This is a genomic window from Streptomyces swartbergensis (assembly GCF_002148965.1).
Lineage (GTDB): Bacteria > Actinomycetota > Actinomycetes > Streptomycetales > Streptomycetaceae > Streptomyces > Streptomyces swartbergensis.
On the sequence record NZ_NGFN01000633.1, the window covers coordinates 1 to 2,072 of the forward strand.

The window sequence follows — 2,072 nt, forward strand, 5'->3', positions numbered from 1 at the left end:
CCCCGGGGCACTACGCCAGCCCCGGCCCCCGCACCGGAATGCTCGTGAACGTGGGCGCCGGCGCCGGGTCCTGGAAGAAGTCGTTGCCCTTGTCGTCGACCACGATGAACGCCGGGAAGTCCTCCACCTCGATCTTCCAGACGGCCTCCATACCGAGCTCCTCGTACTCGACGACCTCGACCTTCTTGATGCAGTCCTGGGCGAGACGGGCCGCCGGCCCGCCGATGGAGCCCAGGTAGAAGCCGCCGTGCGCCGCGCACGCGTCCGTGACCTGCTTGCTGCGGTTGCCCTTCGCCAGCATCACCTTGGACCCGCCCGCCGCCTGGAACTGCTCGACGTAGGAGTCCATACGGCCTGCCGTCGTCGGACCGAACGAACCGGACGCGTACCCCTCGGGCGTCTTGGCCGGACCCGCGTAGTACACCGGGTGGTCCTTCAGGTACTGCGGCATCTCCTCACCCGCGTCCAGCCGCTCCTTGATCTTGGCGTGCGCGATGTCGCGGGCCACGACCAGCGGACCGGTCAGCGACAGGCGGGTCTTCACGGGGTACTTCGTCAGCTCCGCCAGGATCGTCTCCATCGGCTGGTTCAGGTCGATCCTGACGACGTCGCCGTCGGACTCCAGCTGCTCGTCCGTCGTCTCCGGCAGGAACCGCGCCGGGTCCGTCTCCAGCTGCTCCAGGAAGATACCCTCGGCCGTGATCTTCGCGACGGCCTGACGGTCGGCGGAGCAGGACACCGCGATGGCGACCGGGCAGGACGCCCCGTGCCGCGGCAGCCGCACCACGCGCACGTCGTGGCAGAAGTACTTCCCGCCGAACTGCGCCCCGATCCCGATCTTCTGCGTCAGCTCGAAGACCTGCTGCTCCAGCTCCTTGTCCCGGAAGCCGTGCCCGAGCTCCGACCCCTCCGCCGGGATCTCGTCCAGGTAGTGCGCGGACGCGTACTTCGCGGTCTTGAGCGCGTACTCGGCGCTCGTACCGCCGACCACGATCGCCAGGTGGTACGGCGGGCAGGCCGCCGTACCCAGCGAACGGATCTTCTCCTCCAGGAACTTCATCATGGAGGACTCGTTCAGGACGGCCTTCGTCTCCTGGTACAGGAACGACTTGTTGGCCGAGCCCCCGCCCTTCGCCATGAACAGGAACTTGTAGGCGCCGCCGTCGGTCGCGTACAGCTCGATCTGCGCGGGGAGGTTGGAGCCGGTGTTCTTCTCCTCCCACATGGTGAGCGGAGCCATCTGCGAGTAGCGCAGGTTGAGGTTCTGGTAGGCGTCGTAGATGCCGCGGGACAGGGCTTCCTCGTCGCGGCCTTCCGTCAGCACGTTCTGACCGCGCTTGCCCATCACGATCGCCGTGCCCGTGTCCTGGCACATCGGCAGCACGCCCGCCGCCGCGATGTTCGCGTTCTTCAGCAGGTCCAGCGCCACGAACTTGTCGTTGCCGGACGCCTCGGGGTCGTCGATGATGCGGCGCAGCTGCGCGAGGTGGGCCGGGCGCAGGTAGTGCTGGATGTCGTGGATGGCCTCCTCGGCGAGCTTGCGCAGCGCCTCCGGCTCCACCTTGAGGAAGGTCCGCCCGTCCGGCCCCTCGACCGTGGAGACACCCTCGGAGGTCACCAGCCGGTACGGCGTGGTGTCCTCTCCCTGGGGGAGTAGATCGGTGTACGCGAACTCAGGCATCTCAGCCCATTCCTCACTCGACAGACGGCGGCCCGCCTCCTTTGGCGAGCGCCCACCAGCGTAGAACCTGCCTCCGACAGCGAGCCTGTGAGGTAAGGCTCAGTTCGTCACACTCGGCCGCGACACAGGGGCACGGCGGGGGGTGTCGCGATCTATCGTGTTTCGGTACGCTGCTGCCGTGGACCTTCAGAAGCAGACCGCGCCCGCCGTCTCCGAGCTCCGCGCCTCCGACGCCGAGCGCGACCGCATCGCCGACATCCTGCACGACGCCCTCGTCGAGGGCCGTCTCACCGCGGACGAGCACGCCGAGCGCGTCGAGGGGGTGCTGCGCGCCAAGACGGTCGGCGAACTGGACGTCTTCATACGGGACCTGCCCGCCGCCCACCGTCAG

At 68.2% G+C, this 2,072-nt stretch carries 2 protein-coding genes; one reads left to right on the forward strand and one right to left on the reverse strand.

What is annotated here, in order from left to right:
• Positions 1-10 precede the first annotated feature (10 nt).
• Entirely contained in the window at positions 11-1,681 is a 1,671-nt protein-coding gene (locus tag CA983_RS43050) for a fumarate hydratase (RefSeq protein ID WP_086606042.1), read from the reverse strand.
• 178 nt (positions 1,682-1,859) lie between these two features.
• Between CA983_RS43050 and CA983_RS43055 the strand changes: the two genes are divergently transcribed.
• The coding region (locus CA983_RS43055; protein WP_143645809.1) for a DUF1707 SHOCT-like domain-containing protein at positions 1,860-2,072 on the forward strand (213 nt) is incomplete at its 3' end.

Excerpts from the sequence above, each read along its gene's own strand:
- CA983_RS43050 (WP_086606042.1), bottom strand. The coding sequence starts at position 1,681 with ATGCCTGAGTTCGCGTACACCGATCTACTCCCCCAGGGAGAGGACACC.